Source organism: Mesorhizobium sp. M5C.F.Ca.IN.020.32.2.1, assembly GCF_004023105.1.
GTDB classification, from domain to species: domain Bacteria; phylum Pseudomonadota; class Alphaproteobacteria; order Rhizobiales; family Rhizobiaceae; genus Mesorhizobium; species Mesorhizobium wenxiniae.
Window position 1 is genome coordinate 1 of the sequence record NZ_RZSX01000031.1, and the last position, 16,195, is coordinate 16,195.

Below are 16,195 nucleotides of genomic sequence, written 5' to 3' on the forward strand. Positions count from 1 at the left end.
CTGTTCGACGGTGCCGGCCAGCTTGCCGTCGCGCACGGCGACCAGCGCTTCGGGAAGCGCATCGAAGCCGTAGATCTTGACGTCGGTGAAATTGCGCGCCGCGCAGGCTTCGACCGCGCCAAGCGCCATGTCGTCATTGGCACAGATGATCGCATCGGGCTTGCCGTTGGCTGCAAGGCCGGCCTCGGTGACGGAAAGCGCCTCGGCGCGGGCGAAGTTGGCGGTCTGCTCGAAGACGATCTGGAACTTGTCCTTCAGCGGATCGAGAACATTGTGCACGCCCTTGTTGCGGTCGATCGCGGGCCCAGCACCTGGCTGGCCCTGCAAATGGAAGATCTTGGCGCCGTTCGGGAACGCCGCCACCATGGCCTGCGCTTCGGCCTCGCCACCCTTGACATTGTCGGCGCCGACATGGGCGAGGATGCCTTCGACGCCGTCGACGCGGCGGTCGATGGTGACGACCGGAATGCCGGCCTGGACCGCCTGCTCTATGGCCGGCGCCAGCGCGTTGACGTCGAGCGGCGAGATGACGATGGCGTCGACCTTCTGCACAAGTGCGGCCTCGATATCGGCGGTCTGCTTGGGCGCCGAATTCTGGCCGTCGCTCTCGGTCAGGTTGACGCCCTGCGCCTGCGCCTCCGCCTTGATCTGGTTCAGCATGTGAACGAAAAACGGAAAGCCGAGGCTCGGCACCGACCCTAGGATAGTCAGCTTGTCCTGGGCGAAAGCCAGTTGCGGCGCGGCCAGCGCCAATGTGCCCATCGCCACGGACGACAGCAGGAACTCACGTCTGTTGATCAATTTAGTCTCCTCCATATGAGCGCATGGCTCCGAAAGCCGAAATGGGTCTCCGGCAGGTTCATGCGTCGGTCTAGAAATGGAGTGTCCTTTGAGCGCCCAAGGGGACGCAACGGCGCTCCAGCCGGTCCACCGCGACGTTCTCCTCCGCTCGGCGCCGGCAGGCGGATGCTAGCCAAGGCCGGAGGTTTGCGCAAGAACGGGCGGGATTTGGCGCCCGTCGGGTTCCGGCTTGTTCTTCGGCGCTTCGCAGAGGGTCGCCGGACTCTCCCGAGGCTATTTTTTTAGTGATCGATCCAAACACGACCGCAGCGCCGACTGCTCCGGTTGGCGAAAGCCGCTCGCCCAGGAATATGGCCATGCCAACCGCTCCGAACACGCTCTCTGCGCTGACGATCACCGCGGCATGGCTGGCGGACTTCAAGCGTTGAGCGATCGTCTGGATGCCGAAGGCAGCCCCTGTGGAGAAGATGCCGAGCACACGAGTTCCGGCCTGCATCGCTGATGGCGGTCAGAGATAGATTGCCCAGGAGGGCGCCGGGCGGCAGAGTGAGCAAGGCGGCGCCGAGAAATTGCCGCGACCGGCGCGCCGTGGGTCTGCATGTGGCGGCCAAGCTCCACCATCCAAAGCGCGTAGCACGCGGCCGACAGTATCGCGCCGAGATCGCCCTGGCTGAAGCTGGCGGTCAAGCCTCCGGACAACAGCAGGACACCGGCCAATGTCATGGCGGCAGCAAGTCCGCCGATAGCAGTTGGGCGCTCGCCAACCAGGAACCAGGCCGCGAGCGGTGTCATCACCGTTGCCGTGCTCACCAGGAAGCTCGCATTGGTGACCGAGGTATCGAGGTAGGAAACCTGCTGGATGATAATAGAAATCGAAAACAGAATGCTGACTTTGATGAGGCTCATCCAGTAGCCGGGCCCGCATTTCCCTCCCCGTTCGACCATCGTCAGCGGCGCGGCCATGAGCCCCGCGATCAGGCAGCGCATGCCCACGGCGCTGAGCGGCTCGAGATGATCCAGCACGGTTTTCTGCGCGACGTTACCGAAGCCCCAAAAGGCAGCAGCAAGCAGAAGCAGACAGTTGGCCTGCACCTTCGACATGTCAATGTCTCGAAAAAGCTTGCGCTGCGAGGGGCGGATCGCTGGCAGCTAGCGGAGGGCCAGCTTGTCCAACCGTTTGCAATAAAGGCGGGTGCCGACGGGGACGATCTCATAGCCGGCGTCGTTCAACTGGAGCTTCATCTCCTCGAAGTGCCGCTTTGAGCCGCTGACGATCGATTCAGGCGTGTAGTCCCAGCCGTGGCGGGCGGCATTGGCCAGGATGTCGGCATAAAGGCGCATGCTCGTGATTTTCACATCCGATTCCAGCACCTGCCTGCATCCTCTTGCGAACGACGGCGACTGGGCGGCGGAAAAACTCAGGATCGTGCATGCCAGCATTATCGAAACAGGACGCATGGAAACCTCCCCTGATTGCAGCTTGTTGCCGGAAGAGATCCTTCAGCCTTTGCGCCTGCGGCGGGATCGGGCAGATGCAGTATTCGATCTCCTGCATTTGTAGTATTCTGTGCTGGGACGGGTTCCACCACGATGCTCAACGATGTTTCGAAAGCGCAGGCGCTCGATGCCTTGTCGGGTCGCGAGCGCGCGGTCGCGGAAAAATTCGCAGCCGGCATGACCTACCGCGAAATCGGCAGAGCACTTTTCATTGCGCCGACCACTGTTCGCACCCACCTTGCGGCCATCTACGAAAAACTCGGGGTGCGCACCAAGATCGGGCTTGCGGCGTATTTTGCCGGCGCTTCCAGCGCACAGCCGGCTCCGTCCCTGTCCGGCGCCCCGCCGGTGCTCGCCATATTTCCGATCGAATGCCTCAATTCCGACGAGCGTTGGCGCCGCTTTGCCGACGGCCTGTCGTCAGACATCACCATCGACCTGTCACGTTATGCGGGCCTGCCTGTCATCGCCTTCCACACGATGAAATCGCTGGGCAGCAAGCCGGCTGATTTCGCGGCGGACGGCAAGGCGCTCGGCGTCACCTATTTCGTATCGGGCCGGTTGCGTGCGGACGACCAGCGGATTCGGTTGACGATAGAGCTTGCCGATGCCGGTAGCGGCGTCAGCCTGTGGAGGGAGCGCTACGATCGCCCGGCCGAGGACATTTTCGCGCTGCAGGACAGCCTGACCGAAAGCATCATCAACGTGTTTGCCGGCAGTTACGGAACGCTGGCCACGGTCGGCCGCAATGCGGTTCGCCGCAAGCCGCCGGCCAGCTTGCGGGCCTATGATTTTTACCTGCTTGCCCTCGAGCAGCACACTACGTTCAGCCGCGCCGGAAATGCCGAGGCGATCCGCCTGTTTTCACGCGCGCTGGAGCTTGACCCTACTTTCGCCAACTGCTGGGCCGAGCTCGCCTATGCCTATTCGGTCGAGGCCTGCAACGGCTTTGGCGACGACATGCTGACGTCGATCGAGAAATGGCGCGCGGCGGCCGAAAACGCCTTGCGCCTCGACCCGACGGATAGCTGCGCCCACGCATGCCTTGGCAATGTCAGGGCATGCCTTGGCGATCTCGAAGGAACGGAGCGCGCGCACCGGCGCGCTTTCGAATACGGCTCCAACCACGCCGGCATACTGACGCTGCTGGCCGGCAGCAAGGCGCTTGTCATCGGCGATCCGGCCGAGGCGATCCCGCTCATCGAGCGTGCCATGCGCCTCAATCCATTGGCCCCGCCCTGGTATTTCGGCATGCAAGGCCGCATCCTGTTCGTCGCCGGCAGACACGAGCAAGCCATTGCGGCGCTCCGCAGGAGTTCGCCGGAGTCGCCGGACGTGCTGATGTTCCTGGCACTCTCGTATATGGCCACGGGCGCGGCCGGCGAAGCGGCGCGCGCTACGGCCCGCTTGAGAGCCGAATTTCCGGGGTTTTCGGTCGAACGCTTCATCGCAGGCTATCCTGTGACGAACCGGGACGCATTGCTTGCCATACGGCACGGCGCCGAACTGGCGAAGCTGCCGTAGACGCCGCCTACCGGTCAATCATCACCATGACGCGTTCGTTGTAGCGCTCACCCGCGACCTTGCCCGGCGCCAGCGCATCGTCGAGCGCCTGCATTGCGGCGGCGTCGAGCTCGATCGCCGCGGCAGCGACATTCTCCTCGAGGTACTTTCGGCGCTTGGTGCCGGGGATCGGCACGATGTCGATGCCGAAGTCGCTGCCCTTGTGCAGCAGCCAAGCCAGTGCGATCTGGCCGGGCTTGACGCCCTTGGCCGCGGCGATGTCGCGGACAATCCCGGCTGCCTGCACATTGGCGTCGTAGTTGGCGCCCTGGTAGCGCGGGTCGCCGCGCCGGAAGTCGCCCTCCGGGTAGTCCTCGGCGCGCTTGACGTCGCCGGTGAGAAAGCCGCGGCCAAGCGGCGCGAACGGCACCAGGCCGATGCCGAGTTCACTGAGCAGCGGGATGATCTCCGGTTCCAGATTGCGTTCCCACAGCGAATATTCGCTCTGCACCGCCGAGACCGGATGCACGGCATGCGCGCGGCGGATGTTGGCCGCACCCGCCTCCGACAGGCCGAAGAAGCGCACCTTGCCTTCAGTGACTAGTTTGCTGACAGCACCCGCCACATCCTCGATCGGCACCGCCGGGTCGACGCGGTGCTGATAGAGCAGGTCGATATGGTCGGTGGCGAGCCGGCTGAGCGAGCCGTCCACCGCCTCACGGATATGCTCGGGCCGGCTGTTGCGGTCGGTGCCGATTTGCTGCCCGTTTTCGATACGGAAGCCGAATTTGGTGGCGATTGTCACCTCGTCGCGCCGGCCCTTCAGCGCGCGGCCGAGCAGTTCCTCATTGGTGTGCGGGCCATAGACTTCCGCCGTGTCGAGGAAGGTGCAGCCGAGCTCGATGGCGCGGTGCAGTGTGGCGATCGATTCCGCCTCGTCGGCCGGGCCGTAGGACTGGCTCATGCCCATGCAGCCGAGGCCGATCACCGATACCTGCAGCCCCTGGCTGCCGAGCTTGCGTGTGCTCAAGGTCATAGATGAGATCTCCGGATAGTGTCAGGGTTCGTATACATCAGGACTATTGCGTCAGGACCATATAGAGCTCCCGCTCAGTTTCCATAGTCGCTCGGGAAGGGTAGCCTGAACGCGAGGCGATCAAACCCCAAATTGACACGACACCCGGTCTCGGCCATCCTTATGCCAGCCGCCTTCTCCTGCGGCGGCGTGTGTATGAGCGAGTCCATGGCCAGTTCCGTCACCAGCCAGAATTCCAAGCGTGCCGCGGTGCGCAAGGCGCTCGACCGCCACAAGGTCTATATCACCGCACAGAGCTTTTCCGCCGGCGCCTACAAAGCGCGTGTCCTCGTCGACGGCGAGGCCTATTGGGTCGACGAATTCCGGCTGAGCCAGCTCCAGCAGGGTCTGTCGCCGGCCGAGCTCGAACTAACGCCGGCCACCGACGATTGAGCTGTGCGAGGCACGACATCGGCCTGCCGCATGCTGACAAAATGATTCAAGCGATGCGGGTCAAGTCCTTGTTTTTGCGCAGCCGGCTTGGCATGCGGACATGACGCCGAAACTCAAGGCCTATCGCGCCAAGCGCGAATTCAGCAAGACGCCGGAACCCGTCGGCGGGCTGGTTGCCGGAGAAGGCAATCGCTTCGTCGTGCACAAGCATCACGCCACCGCTGACCACTATGATCTACGCTTGCAAGTCGGCGACGTGCTGAAGAGCTGGGCGGTGCCTCGCGGCCCGTCGCTCAACCCCGCCGACAAGCGGTTGGCGGTCGAGACCGAGGACCATCCGCTCGAATATATCGACTTCGAGGGCGTCATTCCCGAGGGCGAATATGGCGGCGGACCGATGATCGTCTGGGACACAGGCGTGTGGGCGCCGATGGACGATGTCGAAAAGAGCCTGCGCACCGGTTCCTTCAAATTTCGTCTCGCCGGCGAGAAGCTGAATGGCGGCTGGATGCTGACCAGGCTAAAGGCCAAGCCCGGCGACGACGAGAAGAAAAACTGGCTGCTGTTCAAGGAGCGCGATCTCGCCGCCGATACAGCGCTCGACATCCTTGCCGAGCGGCCGGAAAGCGTCAAATCGGGACGGCGCATCGAGGAACTGGTCGAAGCGCCGAAGCCAGTCCCCAAACCTGCGAAACCGGTCGTGCTGAAGCCCGGCGCTTTGCCGGGCGCGGTCAAGGCGCCGGTGCCCGCCCGCATCGAACCGCAACTGGCGACGACCGTGGCAAAGCCGCCGGATGGAGTGGGCACCCGGGAGGAGTGGCTGCACGAAATCAAGTTCGACGGCTATCGCACGATGGCGCATCTGGCTGAGGGCGAGGTGCGGCTGATCACACGCGCCGGTCTCGACTGGACCAGGCGCTATGGCGACCTGCCGCATGCCTTCGCCAGGCTGCCATGTCGTGAGGCTGTTATAGATGGCGAGATCGTCGTGCTCGACGCCAAGGGCATCAGCCGCTTCGCTCTTTTGCAGGACGCGCTGGCCGAAGGCGCCGGCAACAAGCTCCACTTCTACGCCTTCGATCTCTTGCATCTCGACGGCTGGGACCTGAGAAAAGCGCCGCTCGGCCGGCGCAAGGCGCTGCTGTCGCAATTGCTGTCCGGCTTGGGCGCCAACTCCGCCATCCAGTTCAGCGACCACGTCGAAGGCGATGGCCAGGCGCTCTATGCCCAGGCTTCCGAGATGGGACTAGAAGGCGTCGTCTCCAAGCGCGCAACGGCAATCTACCAGAGCGGCCGCACCAAGACCTGGACCAAGATCAAGGCGCTGAAGAACGGCGACTTCATCATCGCCGGCTATACCACCTCCGATGCAGCCGAGGGATTGGCCGCACTCGGCCTCGGCGAATTCGAGGATGGCGAACTGCACTATCGCGGCAAGGTCGGCACCGGCTTCGACGCCGCCACCGCCGCCGACCTGCTGGCTCGGCTGGAGCCCTTGCGCGCCGGCGCGTCTGCACCCGAAGGGGTTCCGCGCGAGATCATGCGCGAGATGAACTGGGTGCGGCCACTGATTTCGGCCCATATCCACTATGCCAACCGGACCACCGATAATGCGCTGCGCCATGCGGTGTTCCGCGGACTGCGCGACGTCGGCCTATCGACGCCGGTGTCGGCCAAGCGCAAGCGGCTGATTGCGGAAGCCGATCTCGCCACAATCTGGGTGACCAATCCGACGCGGCGGTTGTTCGGCAAAACCGGACCGACCAAGCTCGACATCGCCGTCTACTACGCGCTGGTCGGCGACTTCATGCTGCCGCACATCCTCGGCCGCCCGGTGTCGCTGGTGCGCTGCCCGACCGGCAAGCCGCAGGACTGTTTCTTCCAGCGCCATGCCTTCACCGGCATGCCTTCATCGGTGGCGACCTTCGAGACGACCAATTCCGAGGGCGAGACTAAATCCTATCTGTCGGTGGAAGATGCCAAGGGCTATCTGGCGCTGGCGCAGTTCGGCGTCGTCGAGTTCCACACCTGGGGCACCCACCGCACGCGGCTAGACAGACCGGACCTGATCGTTTTCGACCTCGACCCGGGCGAGGGGATTAGCTGGCGCGAGGTGGTCGAGGCGGCAGTGCATATCCGCGCCGAGCTGGAGGCGATGGGGCTGATGCCGTTCGCGAAAACGTCGGGCGGCAAGGGCATACACATCACCGTGCCGGTAACGCAAAAACAGAACTGGAAGAAACTGCACCAGGCGACCAGCGCCATTTCCTCGGCATTGGCCGCCTCCGCGCCCGACATCTTCACCACCACCATGGGCAAGGACAACCGCAAACGGCGCATCTTCATCGATTATCACCGCAATGCGCGCGGCCACACCTCGGCGGCACCTTATTCGCTGCGCGCCCGCACCAACCTGCCGACCTCCACGCCGGTGAGCTGGTCCGATCTGGAATCCATCGACGCTCCGGAAGATTTGAATTATTCTTCGCTGCCGGGCCTTCTGGCCACCTCCGGCGATCCCTGGGCCAACATGGAAGATTTCGCTAGGGATTTGCCGGTATTGTGAGGGCTAAGTAGGTTTTGCGCAGCGTTGTTCGTCCTTTGGACGAAGCGCCGCGAACAGTTCGACAGTGCACGGCCGCGTAGGAGAGTTTCATGGCGCCCAGGGCAAGTTGGAAAGGTTACCTCAAGCTCAGTCTCGTCAGCTGTCCGGTCCGGCTGTATCCGGCGACGAGTGCCAGCGAGCGGATCAGCTTCAATCAGCTGCACAAGGACACCCACAACCGCATCAATATGAAGCCGGTCGATCCCGAGCTCGGGCTGGTCGAGCGCTCGGATCTGATCAAGGGCTACGAATACGAAGATAAGCAGTACATCATCATCGACGATGCCGACCTCGAGGCCGTGCGCATCGAATCCAACCACACGATGAACATCGAAGCCTTCGTCGACGAGCATTCGGTCGACGTCATCTACCAGGACGCGCCCTATTATCTGGCGCCCGATGGCGCGATGGCGGAGGAGACTTTCGCGGTGCTGCGCGAAGCGATGCGCAAGTCGGGCAAGCTGGCGATCGCGCGGCTGGTGCTGTCCAGCCGCGAGCGCGTCGTGACGATCGGCGCGCGCGAGAACGGCATGTTCGTCTGCACCTTGAGGAACCCGAATGAAGTGCGCGGTACGGCCGAATATTTCGGCAACATCCCGGCCGGCAAGCCCGACCCGGAAATGCTGCAGCTCGCCGAAGCGCTGATCAAGCAGAAGGAAACCACCTTCGATCCGAAGAATTATGAGGATCGCTACGAGATCGCGCTGATGGCGATGATCCGCGAGAAGCTCAAGGGCCACAAGCCGATCATCGCGGCCGCCCCTGAGCGCGGCAACGTGATCAACCTGATGGATGCGCTGAAGGCCAGCCTGTCGCAATCGGCCAAGCCGCCGGCCAAGTCGAAGAGCAAGGCCGATGAGGCAGCGAAGCCTGCAGCGAAATCCGCCAAGGCTGGCGCCGGCGCGGCCAAGGAAAACCCGCTCAAGGCCAACCTTCTCAAAGCGGTCGGCAAGAGCAAGGCGTGACGGCGCTTGCCGGCACTGTCTTCGGCGCCATCGGCGCGCTGGCGGCGTTTCCACTGAGGCTGGCCGCGCGTGAAGTCGAGCGCCAGCAGGGCCAGCTGCGACGCGGCGTTAACAGGCGCACCACCCATGTGGTGTTCGGCCGCACACTTCTCGCCAAGGCCGGGGATGCCGAGATCGAGCGCCGCGTCGCTGCTGAGCGCGCGACCGGCCGAAAGCTGATCAGCGAAAACGGTTTTTTGCGCCTGCTCGGGCTGATGAAGCCGCCGGAGGCTTCGGCCATGTCCCTGCAGTCGCTTCTCGATCAATCGCGACTGGCTGCATCCGATCTCGACCTTCTCAGCCTGTTCGATGCCTTCGAGCATGATTGCGAACCTTATTCCTTCCGCGATTTGATCCTTGCCCGCAAATATGCCGGGCTTGTCGCCGGCGGCGCGTCATGGGGGGCGATCGCGCGCTCGGTTCACCGCTCCGGCCCGGTGGCCTCGCTCACCGCCAAGTCGCTGAATGTCGGCTCACAGCATGGGCGCGCGGATGCGATCTATCTCGATGGCGGCCGGAGCGAACTTGACGGCCAATTGCTGTTCGACTTGGGGTCGCCGGATGACGACACGCTGGAAGAACTGTTCGCCGACGCTGAAGCCGCGGAAGAGGCTGAACGTCACGAACAGGCGGCCGCACTCTACCAGCGCTGCCTGGCCATCGATCCGACCGACGCCATCACCGCCTTCAACCGCGCCAACTGCCTGCGCGCCTCGGGCCACGCGGCCGAGGCGGCGCATGACTATGCCCGTGCGATCAAGTGTGACCCCGGCTTTGTCGAGGCCTGGTTCAATCTCGCCGGGCTGATGAGCGACGAGGGCCGCGAGGCCTCGGCACGACGGCATCTGCAAAAGGCGATTGCGCTCGATGCCAATTATGCCGATGCGGTGTTCAACCTTGCGAGGCTGGAGTTCGACGCCGGCAACCTGGCCGAGGCGCGCCGCCACTGGGCGCGCTACCTCGAACTCGATGCCAATTCCGAATGGGCGCGCATGGCGACCAAGGGTATTCAGTTCGTCGATTTGCAGCTGGCGCGGATGTCGGCGTCCTGACTGACATGCTTGATTCAAAGGCCATTCGAAAGACAGTTTCAGAAGAACTTCATGCGCGCCTGGGGGCGAAATGGTTCAAGCTGGACACAGCCAAGCTTGTGGTCGTGTCTGCGGACAATCTGACAGACTTCATCATCGAGTTTGATTGCTATGCGGACCGCCGGTACGGCGCTTATGACTGCTCACTTGCGGCCGTGTTCAAATGGAAGAAATTTGCCAAGTCATACAAGGAATTTAGCGCCTGGTATGAGCTTAAAGATCCAAGTTCGGTACAGTTCAAAACTAAAAATTCTGAGCAATTGAACGCACAATTCCTCAGTGTTGCTTTCGACGGGATTGACAGCGGCTTTGTTAGCGGTCGGGGGCCGTTTTGGGTCGCTAATGAACAGAATCTGGACGCGTTCATAGCCCAGTGCGTCGACGATCTGGACGGCAAGGTCGGCAGGTGGATTAAGAGATGGTTCACTTGGCGTTCGGCGCTGGACGTCATGAATGGTAATAAAAGCCTGTGCGGGACGTGGCGAGATCATGCTTACTTTTGCCTGCTGGAACAGGTTCATGGGCGTGAAGCAGCTTGCTCCTGGGTTGGCGGTCTCGATCGGGCAAACTGGCCCGAATATCAGGCAGCCCAAGTCGAGTATCTGCGGTCGCAGGTTTGTAGCGTCGGTGCAGCGCGGCCATAGTCGTCGCGAGCCTAACCCTCTGGAGTTCGAAGCCCGATGCCAACCGCCTTCCTCTTCGACGGGCCCGAAACCGCCCCCATCACCGTCCTGCTCGCCCATGGCGCCGGGGCGCCGATGGACTCGGCCTCGATGACCGCCACGGCAAAAGCACTGGCCGAAGCGGGGTTCGGCGTCGCCCGGTTTGAATTTCACTACATGGCCGCCCGCCGCTACGGCCACCGCAAACCGCCGCCGCGCGCCGAGACGGTGAACCCCGAATACATCAAGGCGATCGCCGACCTCAGGTCGAAGGGCGTGAAGGCGCCGCTCATCATCGGCGGCAAGTCGATGGGCGGGCGTGTCGCCTCGATGATTGCCGACGAGATGTTTTCGAAGGGCGAGATTTCAGGGTTGCTTTGCCTGGGCTATCCTTTCCATCCGCCGGGGAAACCGACGCAGTTGCGCACCAAGCATCTGGCCGCGCTGAAGACGCCAACGTTGATTTTCCAAGGCACACGCGACGAGTTCGGAACCAGGGAAGAGGTCGCGACCTATGATCTTTCCGACCGCATCGAAATCCTTTGGCTGGAAGACGGCGACCACGATTTGAAGCCGCGCAAGAGCATCTCCGGCTTCTCCGCCGCCGATCATCTGAAGACGATGACTGATGCGGTGAAGGTGTGGGCGGACCGGCTCTGATTCCTGTCCGATGAAGATCGCCACCTTCAACATCAACAATATCAACAGCCGGCTGCAAAACGTGCTGGCCTGGCTGGCTGTCGCCAAGCCCGACATCGTCTGCATGCAGGAACTGAAGGCAAGGCAGACGCAGTTTCCGCGCACGGCACTCGCCGCCGCGGGCTATGGCGCGTTGTGGGTGGGACAGCCGACCTGGAACGGCGTCGCCATACTCGCGCGGGGTTCAGAACCCGTTCCGATCCGCGAGGCGCTGCCCGGCGACGAGAGTGACAACCAGGCCCGCTACATCGAGGCAGCGGTCAGCGGCATTGTCATCGGCTGCCTCTATGCGCCCAATGGCAACCCGCAGCCCGGCCCGAAATTCCAGTACAAACTTGCCTGGCACCAACGGCTGAACGCGCATGCGGCGGAACTGTTCGACACTGGCCTGCCGGTGGTGCTGGCCGGCGACTACAACATCGTGCCCGAGCCGCGCGACATCTATCCGACCCGCTCCTATGACGACAATGCGCTGGTGCAGCCGGAAAGCCGCGCCGCTTTCGCAGCACTGCTCGACCAGGGCTGGCTAGATGCGCTGCGCAAGAAGCACCCGAAAGAAACGCTTTACACATTCTGGGATTATCGCCGCAACCGCTGGCCGCGCGACGCCGGCCTGCGGCTCGATCATATATTGCTCTCGAAGAAACTGGCGCGCCGATTGGCCGGGGCAGGCATCGACCGCGAAGTGCGCGGCGAGCCCGGCGCCAGCGACCACGCGCCGGTGTGGGTGGAATTGCGGTGAGGGGCGAGAGAGCCAATCTCGCCCACGAAGGGGGAGATTGGCCATCAACAGAAGGACATCGACAAGCCCGGCGCTGACCGGCATCATTATGGGCGAAACTGATAGCGGCCGGAGGGGGGAGCCCGATGAACAGGTTTGTCGACAGGCTGCTCGCCGCGCTGCTGCTGGCGATCGGCATGCTCTGCCTCACACGCGTGTATTTCGCGCTGGGCGGCGAGGGCGCGGGCGACGCTTTCGCGTCCGCGCGCCTGGCTTTTTTCGGGGCAGCGGGCGTTTTCTCAGCCCTTGCAGCCCTGCTGTTCTGGGCCGGCCTGTTGCCGGGCCGGTCGAAGCCCGGACCAGCCATACCCTTGTTCGGCAGGGGTGCCGAAACGCAACCCGGCAGACGACCACGCCTGCGACAGCTCTTCGCCGTCGTTCCGTTCCTCGCCGTGCTCGCTCTGGTGGTCGACCAGCTCGGCCCCTGGTGGCGACAGCCACAGGACGCCGGCAAAAGCCTGACCGCCGAGCAACCCGCGCTGAGCGCGCCGAAGGGCGAAGACGTCGCCAGCGCACCGGCCCAAGCGCCGGAAGCGCTCGAGCGGCCTGAACAGACGGCTGCGCCTCCGCCGCCGCAAGGTGCAAACCCTGGCGCCAGCGCGAAATCGGCACAGCCGCCGGCTCCTGCTTCGCCATCTGCGGTCGCGCTTGCCCCCTCTGTCTCACCGCCGGAGGCTGCTCCAGCCCCGGCTCCACCGCAGACCGTCGCGCCGCTGCCCCAGGCTCCGCCGCCGCTGCCGACGCAGCCCGATGGCCATCGCGAGCCCGTCGTCTGGCTGGCGGTGGCGCCCGACGGGCAATCGATCATGAGCGCCAGCACCGACCGCACGGTCAAGCTCTGGGATGTCGACGGCAAGCGCCTGATCCGCACCCTCGGCGTCCACAAGGACATGGCGCGGACCGCGCTTTTCCTGCCCGACGGGGCGCGGGCGCTGACGGCGGGCGACGATGGCGAGATCGTGCTGCGCCAGCTCTCCGATGGCGCTGTGCTGCATGTCTTCTCGTCAGGCCAGAACGGCGGCGTCAACAAGCTGGCGATCAGCCCCGACGGCAAACGTGCTGTCAGCGGGCACGACACCGGCAGGGTCATTGTCTGGGATATCGAGAAAGGCTTGGTGCTGCATGTGACGCCGGGGCACGACTGGTCGATCAGCGGGGTCGCCGTCTCGCCCGACGGTACCCGCGCGATCAGCGGCAGCATCGACGGCACGCTGAAGCTATGGGACATCGGCACCGGCAAGCAGCTGCGCAGCTGGCACGGGCACGAGCGTGGCCCCTATGGCGTGGTGTTCATGGCCGATGGGCGCCATCTGATCTCCGGCAGCGGCGATTATACGATCAAGCTCTGGGATCTCGACACCGGCCGCGAAGTCCGCCGCCTCGAGGGCCATTCGGGCACGGTCTATGCGCTGGCGCTGTCGGCCGACGGCAACCGGCTGCTGTCCGGCTCGCTCGACGGTACGGCACGGCTGTGGGACATGGAAACAGGCAGCGAGACCGCCCTGTTCGACAGCCGGTCCGGCCCGGTCTACGCGGTGGCGTTCGCCGCCGACGGCACGGTGCTGACCGGCGGCTACGACCGCACAATTTGGGATTGGCCGGCGGGCGGCGGCGACGGCGTAGTGCTCTTCGCCGGCGCGCCGGAGTGATCAATTTCCTGACCGGAGCTTGAGCACCCCCCTCTGAAGGGTCGCGACCTATACAAAATCGATGTAAGGCCTCTTCGTCGCGCAGGCGCAGGAACACCATGACCGATCTCCACATCGTCGAGGCCTCGATCGAGCAGTTGCGGCAAGCGCTGGAGGACGGCACGGTCACCAGCGTCGAGCTGGTCGGCGCCTGCCTGCGCAGGATTGCGCATTACGACCGCCATGGCATCACCCTCAATGCCGTCCCCGTGCTCAATCCCGAAATGTTCGAGGAGGCGGCCGCGTCCGACCAGCGCCGCAGGAATGGTGCCGAGCTCAGCCCGTTGGACGGCATCCCCTATACCGCCAAGGACAGCTACAAGGTATCGGGCCTGACGGTGGCCTCCGGCTCGCCGGCCTTCGAGCATCTCACGGCGAGCGAGGACGCCTTCACCATTGCGCGGCTGCGGGCCGGCGGCGCGGTGCTGATCGGGCTTACCGACATGCCGCCGATGGCTAATGGTGGCATGCAGCGCGGCGTCTACGGCCGGGCGGAAAGCCCCTACAATGCCGATTACCTGACCGCCGCCTTCGCCTCGGGCTCGTCGAATGGTTCCGGCACCGCGACCGCCGCCAGCTTCGCCGCCTTCGGGCTCGGCGAGGAGACATGGTCGTCGGGCCGGGCGCCGGCGTCGAACAACGCGCTGGTCGCCTACACGCCGTCGCGCGGCGTCATTTCCGTGCGTGGCAACTGGCCGCTGGTGCCGACCATGGACGTGGTGGTGCCGCATACGCGCAGCGTTGCCGACATGCTCGAACTGCTCGACGTGATCGTCGCCGACGACCCGAACACAAGAGGCGATTTCTGGCGCGCGCAGCCCTGGGTGGCGCTGCCGACGAGCTCCGATGTCAGACCGCCACGCTATACCGGCCTCACGCTGGAGGGATCGCTGCAAGGCGTGCGGCTCGGCGTGCCCCGCATGTATATCGGCCGCGACACGGAGGCTGACGTTCCGATCCCGACCCGCGCGTCGGTGCTCGACCTGTGGGAGCAGGCGGCATCGGATTTGCGGCGGCTCGGTGCTGATGTGGTCGAGGTCGATTTCCCCGTCGTCTCCAACTACGAGCGCGACCGGCCGGGCACCAAAAACATGGTCGATCGCGGGCTGGTTCCGGAAGAATTCGCCGAGCGCGAGATATGGGACCTGTGCGTCTTCGCCTGGGACGATTTCCTGCGCGCCAATGCCGATCCGGCCATCCCCGATCTCGCCTCGGTCGACGGCGCAAAGATCTTTCCGCAGCCGCCGGGCACGCTGCCGGACCGCTACGAGGACAGCTTCGATCTAGCGGAGTATGTCGGGCGGGCCAAGCGCGGCGTCACCCCATTGGAGGCCATTCCCGAGCTGGACGCTGGCCTGAAAGGCCTTGAGGCAACGCGGCGGATCGATTTCGAGGACTGGCTGGACGCGCAAGGGCTGGATGCAGTGGTGTTTCCGGCCGTCGCCGATGTCGGGCCGGCCGATGCGGATGTCAACGAGGCCTCCGCCGCGCTTGCGTGGCGCAACGGCACCTGGGTCGCCAACGGCAATCTGGTGCCGCGCCATCTCGGCATTCCGACCGTCACCGTGCCGATGGGCACTATGGCCGATATCGGCATGCCGGTCGGACTGACCTTCGCCGGCAAGGCCTATGAAGATACGAAGCTGCTTCGGCTAGCCGGCGATTTCGAGCGTTTTGGCCAGCGCCGCACCAGCCCGCCGCGCACTCCGGAGCTTCCCGACGATGTCTTTGCCGCCCGGCCTGCCGCCCGCCAGCCCGACGAGGCGCCGCCGCTGACAGTCACGCTTGCCGCTGAGACGCGCCGCGCGGGTGATCAGGACGAGATAACTGTCACACTCGATGTGCATGGCGAGGTCGGAACCGAGACCAGCATGAAAGTCCATGTCAACGGCGAGCCCATTCGCATGCAGCGGACTGACGGGCGCTTTACAGGGCGTGCAGTCGTACCGGCCAGTGAGCATGAGAGAATCCACAGCATCTGGCGCGGCTCTTACGGCTCGATCGTCACCGCCGTCGTGTGTCTTGAGGACGGGCGTGCAGTCGGCGCCTATGCGATGACGGGAGGGATTGGATAGCTAGCCTCCGCGTATTCCCATTCTGGGCTCTCGGGATGGCATCGCCGCAAGTCTAGGGGAAGCTGCGGGATGGTGCCGATCGCGCTGACCCGCATGCCACCGATGATCAATGGCGGCATGCAGCCCGTCTGCGGCCGGCTTTCCAATCTGCGTCAGTCCGGCTTGCAGGGGTCGCTACCGGCGTCGGCTTTGGCCGCCGCTGTCTTGTCGCCCTCCTGCTGCGCCTCGACATCCTGCTGCGAGGTGGCAAGGTTTTTATCCCCACCGGCTTCCTGGTTGGCTAGCGGCATGGTGTTGCCGTCCTTATTGGCAGGGCCGCCC

General features: G+C 64.2%; 16 protein-coding genes. 11 read left to right on the forward strand and 5 right to left on the reverse strand.

Annotation, left to right across the window (positions count from 1 at the left end; all coding sequences use genetic code 11):
• The 4 genes from EOA86_RS02830 to EOA86_RS02840 form a co-directional block, all read right to left on the reverse strand.
• A partial coding sequence (locus tag EOA86_RS02830; RefSeq protein WP_128340658.1) for a substrate-binding domain-containing protein occupies positions 1-798 on the reverse strand: 798 nt, incomplete at its 3' end.
• 73 nt (positions 799-871) lie between these two features.
• The gene (locus tag EOA86_RS39905; RefSeq protein WP_245497094.1) at positions 872-1,297 is read right to left on the reverse strand and encodes a DMT family transporter; all 426 of its coding nucleotides are present in this window, start codon (positions 1,295-1,297) and stop codon (positions 872-874) included.
• The gene (locus EOA86_RS02835; protein ID WP_245497095.1) at positions 1,219-1,902 is read right to left on the reverse strand and encodes a DMT family transporter; all 684 of its coding nucleotides are present in this window, start codon (positions 1,900-1,902) and stop codon (positions 1,219-1,221) included. Before EOA86_RS02835 ends, EOA86_RS39905 begins: the two co-directional genes overlap by 79 nt.
• 48 nt (positions 1,903-1,950) lie before the next feature.
• Positions 1,951-2,142, reverse strand: a complete 192-nt coding sequence (locus tag EOA86_RS02840) for a hypothetical protein (RefSeq protein WP_065007157.1) — start codon at positions 2,140-2,142, stop codon at positions 1,951-1,953.
• Between EOA86_RS02840 and EOA86_RS02845 the strand changes: the two genes are divergently transcribed.
• Both EOA86_RS02845 and EOA86_RS02850 read left to right on the forward strand, forming a co-directional pair.
• Positions 2,141-2,362 (forward strand): hypothetical protein, encoded by a 222-nt coding sequence (locus EOA86_RS02845; RefSeq protein WP_065007156.1) that lies wholly within the window; start codon positions 2,141-2,143, stop codon positions 2,360-2,362. The genes EOA86_RS02840 and EOA86_RS02845 overlap by 2 nt on opposite strands.
• A 29-nt stretch (positions 2,363-2,391) precedes the next feature.
• Positions 2,392-3,822 carry a LuxR C-terminal-related transcriptional regulator gene (locus EOA86_RS02850; RefSeq protein ID WP_128340649.1) on the forward strand — a complete coding sequence of 477 codons (1,431 nt, stop codon included), beginning with the start codon at positions 2,392-2,394 and terminating at the stop codon, positions 3,820-3,822.
• A 7-nt stretch (positions 3,823-3,829) separates the two neighbouring features.
• On the opposite strand, the gene EOA86_RS02855 is transcribed toward EOA86_RS02850, so the two are convergent.
• A complete protein-coding gene (locus tag EOA86_RS02855) occupies positions 3,830-4,837 on the reverse strand; it encodes an aldo/keto reductase (protein ID WP_128340650.1) in 1,008 nt (335 codons plus the stop codon).
• A 207-nt stretch (positions 4,838-5,044) separates the two neighbouring features.
• Here EOA86_RS02855 and EOA86_RS02860 point away from each other — a divergent pair, with 207 nt between their 5' ends.
• The 9 genes from EOA86_RS02860 to EOA86_RS02900 all read left to right on the forward strand — a co-directional run bounded on the left by EOA86_RS02860 (position 5,045) and on the right by EOA86_RS02900 (position 15,874).
• A complete protein-coding gene (locus EOA86_RS02860) occupies positions 5,045-5,269 on the forward strand; it encodes a hypothetical protein (protein WP_029351283.1) in 225 nt (74 codons plus the stop codon).
• Between the two features lie 100 nt (positions 5,270-5,369).
• Positions 5,370-7,835 (forward strand): DNA ligase D, encoded by a 2,466-nt coding sequence (ligD, locus tag EOA86_RS02865; protein WP_128340651.1) that lies wholly within the window; start codon positions 5,370-5,372, stop codon positions 7,833-7,835.
• Between the two features lie 89 nt (positions 7,836-7,924).
• Positions 7,925-8,839, forward strand: a complete 915-nt coding sequence (locus EOA86_RS02870; protein ID WP_128340652.1) for a Ku protein — start codon at positions 7,925-7,927, stop codon at positions 8,837-8,839.
• The gene (locus EOA86_RS02875) at positions 8,836-9,930 is read left to right on the forward strand and encodes a tetratricopeptide repeat protein (protein ID WP_128340653.1); all 1,095 of its coding nucleotides are present in this window, start codon (positions 8,836-8,838) and stop codon (positions 9,928-9,930) included. The genes EOA86_RS02870 and EOA86_RS02875 overlap by 4 nt, the downstream gene beginning before the upstream one ends.
• A 5-nt stretch (positions 9,931-9,935) precedes the next feature.
• Positions 9,936-10,613 carry a hypothetical protein gene (locus EOA86_RS02880; RefSeq protein ID WP_128340654.1) on the forward strand — a complete coding sequence of 226 codons (678 nt, stop codon included), beginning with the start codon at positions 9,936-9,938 and terminating at the stop codon, positions 10,611-10,613.
• Between the two features lie 36 nt (positions 10,614-10,649).
• Positions 10,650-11,291 (forward strand): alpha/beta family hydrolase, encoded by a 642-nt coding sequence (locus tag EOA86_RS02885; RefSeq protein ID WP_128340655.1) that lies wholly within the window; start codon positions 10,650-10,652, stop codon positions 11,289-11,291.
• Positions 11,292-11,301: 10 nt separating this feature from the next.
• Positions 11,302-12,072, forward strand: coding sequence for an exodeoxyribonuclease III (locus EOA86_RS02890; RefSeq protein ID WP_127211308.1), 771 nt, complete (start codon positions 11,302-11,304; stop codon positions 12,070-12,072).
• 125 nt (positions 12,073-12,197) lie between these two features.
• Positions 12,198-13,760 (forward strand): WD40 repeat domain-containing protein, encoded by a 1,563-nt coding sequence (locus EOA86_RS02895; RefSeq protein ID WP_128340656.1) that lies wholly within the window; start codon positions 12,198-12,200, stop codon positions 13,758-13,760.
• 98 nt (positions 13,761-13,858) lie between these two features.
• The gene (locus EOA86_RS02900; RefSeq protein ID WP_128340657.1) at positions 13,859-15,874 is read left to right on the forward strand and encodes an amidase; all 2,016 of its coding nucleotides are present in this window, start codon (positions 13,859-13,861) and stop codon (positions 15,872-15,874) included.
• The last annotated feature ends 321 nt before the right edge of the window (positions 15,875-16,195 follow it).